Source organism: Deltaproteobacteria bacterium (assembly GCA_018668695.1).
Classification (GTDB): domain Bacteria; phylum Myxococcota; class XYA12-FULL-58-9; order XYA12-FULL-58-9; family JABJBS01; genus JABJBS01.
In genome coordinates this window covers 1-6,471 of sequence record JABJBS010000203.1, presented here as the reverse complement: position 1 = coordinate 6,471, position 6,471 = coordinate 1, and the positions used below count along the sequence as shown (strand labels likewise).

At 50.1% G+C, this 6,471-nt stretch carries 7 protein-coding genes; 4 read left to right on the top strand and 3 right to left on the bottom strand.

All coding sequences use genetic code 11. The annotated features are described in order from the left end of the window. Window positions 1-1,151: insulinase family protein (locus HOK28_10845; GenBank protein MBT6433582.1), on the bottom strand; the 1,151-nt coding region annotated here is incomplete at its 3' end. Beyond that, the gene (locus tag HOK28_10840; GenBank protein MBT6433581.1) at window positions 1,148-2,512 is read right to left on the bottom strand and encodes an insulinase family protein; all 1,365 of its coding nucleotides are present in this window, start codon (window positions 2,510-2,512) and stop codon (window positions 1,148-1,150) included. The genes HOK28_10845 and HOK28_10840, both read right to left, overlap by 4 nt. Before the next feature lie 378 nt (window positions 2,513-2,890). On the opposite strand from HOK28_10840, the gene HOK28_10835 reads away from it, so the two are divergent. From HOK28_10835 to HOK28_10820, 4 genes are all read left to right on the top strand, one after another. Beyond that, on the top strand, window positions 2,891-3,277 hold the full coding sequence (locus HOK28_10835; protein ID MBT6433580.1) for a hypothetical protein: 387 nt from the start codon (window positions 2,891-2,893) through the stop codon (window positions 3,275-3,277). Window positions 3,278-3,288: 11 nt separating this feature from the next. Next, window positions 3,289-4,092: a F0F1 ATP synthase subunit A gene (atpB, locus tag HOK28_10830; protein MBT6433579.1), complete on the top strand. Its 804-nt coding sequence runs from the start codon at window positions 3,289-3,291 to the stop codon at window positions 4,090-4,092. Between the two features lie 110 nt (window positions 4,093-4,202). Continuing rightward, window positions 4,203-4,511 carry an ATP synthase F0 subunit C gene (locus HOK28_10825; protein ID MBT6433578.1) on the top strand — a complete coding sequence of 103 codons (309 nt, stop codon included), beginning with the start codon at window positions 4,203-4,205 and terminating at the stop codon, window positions 4,509-4,511. 185 nt (window positions 4,512-4,696) lie between these two features. Beyond that, window positions 4,697-5,080, top strand: a complete 384-nt coding sequence (locus tag HOK28_10820; GenBank protein MBT6433577.1) for a hypothetical protein — start codon at window positions 4,697-4,699, stop codon at window positions 5,078-5,080. A 20-nt stretch (window positions 5,081-5,100) separates the two neighbouring features. On the opposite strand, the gene uvrA is transcribed toward HOK28_10820, so the two are convergent. Beyond that, window positions 5,101-6,471 (bottom strand): excinuclease ABC subunit UvrA (gene uvrA, locus HOK28_10815; protein MBT6433576.1); only part of this gene is annotated, 1,371 nt, incomplete at its 5' end.

The window sequence follows — 6,471 nt, the reverse complement described above, 5'->3', positions numbered from 1 at the left end:
GGCAAAGCATAAATGTCATGAGCAGGTTTTCCAAGCAACTCAAGATAAAGTGCCGGTACCATTCGGTCAGAAGCTGTGGCGATAGATAGCGGATAGCGCCCTAAGATGTATTGGCGCGCCCGCTCGATATCGTCATGATCAAGTTTGCCATCAGCCAAACCCGTGAAAAGCTCCCACTCAAGCTTCAAACAATCAACCAGGTCCTCTTGGGCTGGGGCCGTATGCATCACCATCGGAGACGGGGTGCGGCGCTGGCGGCGAAACTCTGTCGCAGCAAAATAGGACCAGCCTCGTACTTCTCGAATCTCGTGGGTGAGCGGAGAGGTGAAAGTGCCGCCAAATGCGGTGCTGCCCAGCCAAAGTGGGTCAACATCTTCATGTTCCCCACTTACGACCATATGCCCTACGCGAAGCTGGACTTGCACGCGGTCTGGCTTATCGATCACCACAATATGAGGCGACTCTCTGGAAGCTACAGGCTCGGCAGAGGTCTGAAGGTATTCTCGAGGGGTACTGGTCGAATAAACAGATTCCACGGCCTGCCGCGCCTCTGCGGGCGTTATATCCCCACTGAAGACCCACAAAAGCCTGCCTTGTTCAAAAACCTTTTGATGCATCGCTTTCACATCATCGAGAGTCAGGTTTAAGAGTTCACCAATCTCTCCCGAAGGCATTCTTGAAAGAGGGTGCTCTCCATAAAGAGCCCGCCGCCAAAAGACGCCGCAAAGACTCCCATCGTCGTCTGGAATGGAAACGATATCATCGATGGTTTCCTCTCGCAGAATCTCAAACTCTTCCTCGCTAAGCTCAGGCTCAAGCATCACTTCGCGCATTAAGCCAAGAGTTTCAGCCAGGTTTCTTTTTAAGCTTAAGCCGCGAAACATGGCCAACTCATTGCCGCCCAAAGCGGAAAGAGAAGAACCAAGACCTTCTAGGTGCTGACTAAAAATCTCTCGGGACTTGTCCTGGGTTCCGCGCAGCATCAAATCCATGGTCATGGATAGGGTGCCGGATTTTCCCGTCGGATCAAGTGAGGATCCACCTGGAGCAGCCGCTACCCAGCGCACAACAGGTAAGCTTGCATCTTCGATGGTGATGATGGTGGCGCCGGCGAAATCTTCCCGGCAAATCCCGTTGGTTGTTTCACTCATGCTGCAGACTCCCGTGGCACAGCCGTTACAACCGAGCGTTTTTGAACTTGAAAGATCTCTCGGGCTACATCAACGACAGCATCGTTGGAAACTCTTTCCCAGCGGCCCATGGCTTTAAAACCCAGCGTGAAATCGCCAAAATTGGTTTCAAAGTGGCCCAGGGCCTCTGCGCAACCGTCTGCATCCTTAAGCCCCAAGAGCAAACTAAGCTCGAGCGTGTTACGAGCCTTAGAACACTCTGTCTCTAAAACACCGTCTGCCCCGAGCCGTTGAAGTTCTTCCTGAACCACTTCAACGATTCGCTCAGGGTCGCTGCCAGGACGGCCCTGCACACCAATTTCAAACAACCCTGGGTCGGAAAAGGGCGCAAGGTAACCCGAAACGTCTAACGCGATTTTTTCTTCAATCACGAGCCGCCGATAAAGCCTTGAACTTTCACCAGAAACCAAAATTTCACTGAGAATTTCGCAGGCGGCAAACCCATCGGTAGATTGAGCCGGTGCTTGAAAAGCCATGACCACTTGCGGCGCCGAAACTTCCAAATGAAGGACCTCGTTGCGCGGGGCGGTTTGCTCTGGCTCAGGTAAACGCGATGGCCGCGTCACATCTTGGGACTTCAACGGGCCATAAGCCTTTGCCACCCGAGTTAGGAAGTCTTCACAATCTAAATCACCGGCAACCACAAGCGTTGCGTTGTTGGGTGCGTAGAAGGCTCTGTAAAAGTCTCGGAGTTCGTCAACACTTGTCGCATCAAGGTGCTCCATGTAACCAATCGTCGGCCACCGGTAGGAGTGTTTTTGGAAAACCGTTTTAAATACAGCTTCACTGATGGTTCCACCCACTGAATCGTCGACGACCATGCGTCTTTCGTTTTTAACGACTTCGAGCTCGGAACGAAAAGTTTCTTCATCAACCACCAAATTAACCATTCGATCAGCTTCAAAATCGATGATGGTCTGCAGGTTATCGGCCCGTGCTGCCAGCGTCTGCATATAAAAAGTCCAATCCACCCAGGTGGCTGCATTGGTCTGTGTACCGAGTTTTTCCATCTCACGATCGAAAACGCCGGTGGGATAAGTGGTTGTTCCCTTAAACATCAGGTGCTCAAAAAGGTGAGCTAAGCCCGTTCGGGTAGGGTTCTCGTCGCGGCTGCCCACCCGAAACCAGGTCTGATAAGCAAAAAGTTTAGCGCGTCTGTCGGGCATAAAAATGATCGTTAGCCCATTGTCCAGACGAAATCGGGCGGCACAAAGCTGCGAATTATAGCGATAGTCTTGGTCCAACTGGACCGCAAACCCTGAATTTATTGAGGCTTTTTCTGCACTTAAGCGAAAAGAAGCTGTGTCATCTGATTGCATCATTCCCCATTTGTCCGATTTTTTGACCCTGCACGACAGTGCCCTACAATGTGAGTGACCTGCACACACTAGGCATTTGCTAACGTGATCTAGCAGGTGACGTGGTCTACAAGGTGGTAATATAATATAAAAGAAGTCCTTGTAGGACCGATGGATCGATGTGTCCAGTCTCCTCGTGAGAATGGATTTGTTACCTTAGGGAGCCCCCCTCCGACTTCCCTTCGGTGACTTAGAAACGGCGGGCGCGCACCCGCCGTTTCTTCTGTCGAACTTCTCCCACCTATTTTCTATTTCCTTAAAAAAATTAAGCAACATGATCGATGACGCGCCGTCCGGGATCGACTTTACAAATCTTGTTTCCTGGGGTAGATGCCGCGCGAAATGATGAATGAATCTTTGCTACAATGGATTGGTCGTTACCAGATCGCAGCCGTCTTGGTCCTAAGTCTGGGAAGCCTTCAATTCTCCGAGCAAATTGCCCTCGGTACCCTCGTGGCCGGAATATTGATGACCATGAACATTCAGTCCATGCGTTTTGTTCTTGCCGGAATTTTAAGGGGACCCAGTGGCAACGGATTCTATTTATCGTTAATGGCTTTTAAGTTGGTTTTAATGATGGGCGCAATCGCAGCGTTGATCCTCATTTTTAAAATCAATACGACCGGTTTGATGGTTGGACTTTTCTCCTTCTTTCCCGGCGTGGCCCTCGGCACGATTCATACGCAATTAACCACTGGTTCTAACGAACTGGCAGAAAAAGAGTCTTAAGGAGTCCCGCAATGGACCACGGCATTACCTGGCTAAATTTTCTTCCCGGATACCAGCAGATTGAAGCTTATCTTCAGTCAACAGGTGTTGGTCTCATTTCAGGCCGACCTGTTTTGTTTCAGCACGTTGCTGCAGCGCTACTGGTTGGACTGATTCTACTTTTGGTTGGCAGCCGCGCACGCACCCAGCTCAATTCAGCTGAAGGCGGCGGCGTCGTTCCTGAAGCAGGCATTTCTGTCCGTAACATCATCGAGATGTTTCTAGAAGCTGTTTACGGACAAATGAAGGCCATCATCGGACCTGAAGCAAGTCGTTACTTCCCAGTAATTGCAACACTTGCTCTCTACATCCTGATTTGTAACCTCATGGGTTTGATTCCTGGATTTCTTCCGCCAACGGATAACTGGAACACAACATTTGCCTGTGCCTTCTTCGTTTTCATTTATTACAACTACCACGGCCTACGTGTGAACGGCATTCATCACATTGCCCACATGGCGAACCCTGTAGGCGAGAGCTGGGGCTGGTTCCTTGCACCGCTTATGTTCCCAATTGAAATCGTATCGCACATCGCGCGGCCATTTAGCCTCGGTGTTCGATTGGCAACCAACATGATTGGTGACCACGCTGTACTTGGTGCGTTCATTGGCCTCGTTCCAATTCTTGTTCCGATTCCATTCTTGGCTCTCGGACTTCTTGTTTGCTGCGTGCAGACTATGGTTTTCGTTCTCTTGAGCATCATCTACATCGCGCTTGCGGTTGAAGAAGCGCATCACGACGATCACCACCATGAAGGAGCAGGCGCACACGCCTAAACCAAAACGAATAATTTTTAACGTCGGTCTCTAAATGATCTCAGCGCGCAGTGTGTGGGAGAGAGAGAGTCAGCGGGAGCTTTGAGCATCAGTTAAAGCCGACACTAACCATGGAGTCTATAATGATTAAAAGTGTAGTAAGTTTTCTTCTCGTATTCTTGGCAGCTGGCGTAGCAATGGCAGCTGACGGCGGCGCAGCTTCTGGCAGCCTCGCACCAATCGGCATCGGCTTGGCCATCGGTCTTGCTGTTCTCGGTGGCGCAATGGGCCAAGGTAAAATTGGCGCAGCTGCTCTTGAAGGTATCGCTCGCAACCCAAGCGCATCTGACAAGGTATTCGTACCAATGATTCTCGGCCTCGCGTTCGTAGAATCACTCGTACTTTTCTGCTGGGTACTTTGCTTCTTGCAGCTTGGCTAAGAACTATACCAAGTTCGATAAAGGCGGGTCGGCTCTCATTAAATTGAAGAGCTGGCCCGTTTTTTTTTGACCATAAACCTACTTATGAGTTTTTAATATTCATCAATTCCCACCTTGACTTACTTTTACCTACACCATACTCGAATACCGGGGATATCTAACAAAACATGTATGGGAGGTTAAACATGCCACCGCGTAAAACAACTGATTTTGGTGCGCTTTTCGAATCATTGATTGAAGACTTGAAGATTCAAGTTGCCGCTTCTGTAGACGAGCGTCTCAGTGATTTTGAAAAAAGACTAACACGTATTGAACGACGACTTGATGGTATTGATCCAAACAACGCTACTGAAAAACGACGTGTCGAGCGGCGCTCATGCCTGCTCTGCGAACGACCTGCCGTAGCCCGTGGCCTTTGCTCGGCTCACTACCAGCAGTGGCGTTACCGCCAGCGCAAAGCTCGAATTACCGGTGAAAGTTTTGAATCCGCTTCAAACATTGCTCCAGAAGCCATCGATAGCACGATGATTCTTCCAAGCAATCACGACGAGATCGCCAAAGACAACTAGTCTTTAGCCGCTTGTCCCGCTTAGCTCTTATCGAAATAAGATTTCAAATATCTTCCGGTATGAGAGCTTTCATTCTCCGCAAGCTCTTGCGGTGTTCCAGTCGCCACGATGGTGCCGCCACCTTGGCCACCTTCTGGCCCCAGATCGATGATGTGATCAGCACATCGAATCACATCTAAATTGTGCTCAATAACAATCATCGTATTGCCTGGCTCGACCAGTTTTTGGAGCACTTCTAAAAGTTTGTCCACATCACAAAAATGCAAACCCGTTGTAGGTTCATCCAGAACGTAAAGCGTTTTACCCGTAGGCCGCTTCGATAATTCTCGGCTTAACTTGATTCGCTGTGCTTCTCCGCCGCTGAGTGTCGTTGCACTCTGGCCCAGGTGCATATAGCCCAAGCCCACCGCTTCTAAAGTAAGAAGTCTTCGATGAATGGTCGGGACATTTTGGAAAAAATCGACCGCTTCGCTCACTGTCATCTCCAAAGCATCCGCAACGGATTTTCCTTTAAAGAGAATCTCCAATGTCTCGCGGTTGTAGCGCCGACCCACACAAGTTTCACAGGTCACAAACACATCTGGCAAAAAATGCATTTCAATGCGCCGCACACCATCGCCTTCGCATGCCTCACAACGACCACCTTTCACATTAAACGAGAACCGTCCTGGCTTATAGCCTCGCGCCCTTGATTCGGGTACGCCGGCATAAAGCTCTCGAATCGTGCCGAAAAGCTGTGTGTAGGTTGCTGGGTTGGAGCGTGGGGTTCGGCCAATGGGGCTTTGATCGATGACGATGATTTTATCAAGATGCTCTGCACCCTCAATGCGCCCATAAGGCAAAGGTGCTTGGCTGCCGCCGTGGAGCTGTTTTGAAATCGCTTTTTGCAACGTCCCACTGATCAAACTGCTTTTACCGCTGCCGCTTACACCCGTTACACAAATCAAATGTCCCAGAGGAAAGTGCGCATCCACGCATTGTAAATTGTTCCCAACGGCCTCGTAGATGCTCAAACTTTTTCCGTTGGCTTGGCGCTTGGTTTTCTCGATCCCTATCTTTTTGCGGCCCGACAAATAAGCCGCCGTCTCTGACTTTTTTGACTTTAAAATCGTTTTGATAGGCCCTTGAGCGACGATGTGTCCGCCAAGTAAACCTGCCCCGGGCCCCATATCGATAATATGATCCGCACGCCGAATCGTTTCCTCGTCATGCTCCACAACCAAAACCGTATTGCCAAGGTCTCGCAGGTTTTCGAGCGTCTTGAGCAAGCGGCCATTGTCACGCTGATGGAGCCCAATCGATGGCTCATCTAAAACGTAAATCACCCCGCGAAGGGCGCTGCCGATTTGAGTGGCCAGGCGGATACGCTGTGCTTCTCCCCCAGACAAAGT

Coding starts and splice junctions, on each gene's coding strand:
- HOK28_10840 (MBT6433581.1), bottom strand. CDS start 2,512: ATGATGCAATCAGATGACACAGCTTCTTTTCGCTTAAGTGCAGAAAAA.
- HOK28_10835 (MBT6433580.1), top strand. CDS start 2,891: ATGATGAATGAATCTTTGCTACAATGGATTGGTCGTTACCAGATCGCA.
- atpB (MBT6433579.1), top strand. CDS start 3,289: ATGGACCACGGCATTACCTGGCTAAATTTTCTTCCCGGATACCAGCAG.
- HOK28_10825 (MBT6433578.1), top strand. CDS start 4,203: ATGGAGTCTATAATGATTAAAAGTGTAGTAAGTTTTCTTCTCGTATTC.
- HOK28_10820 (MBT6433577.1), top strand. CDS start 4,697: ATGCCACCGCGTAAAACAACTGATTTTGGTGCGCTTTTCGAATCATTG.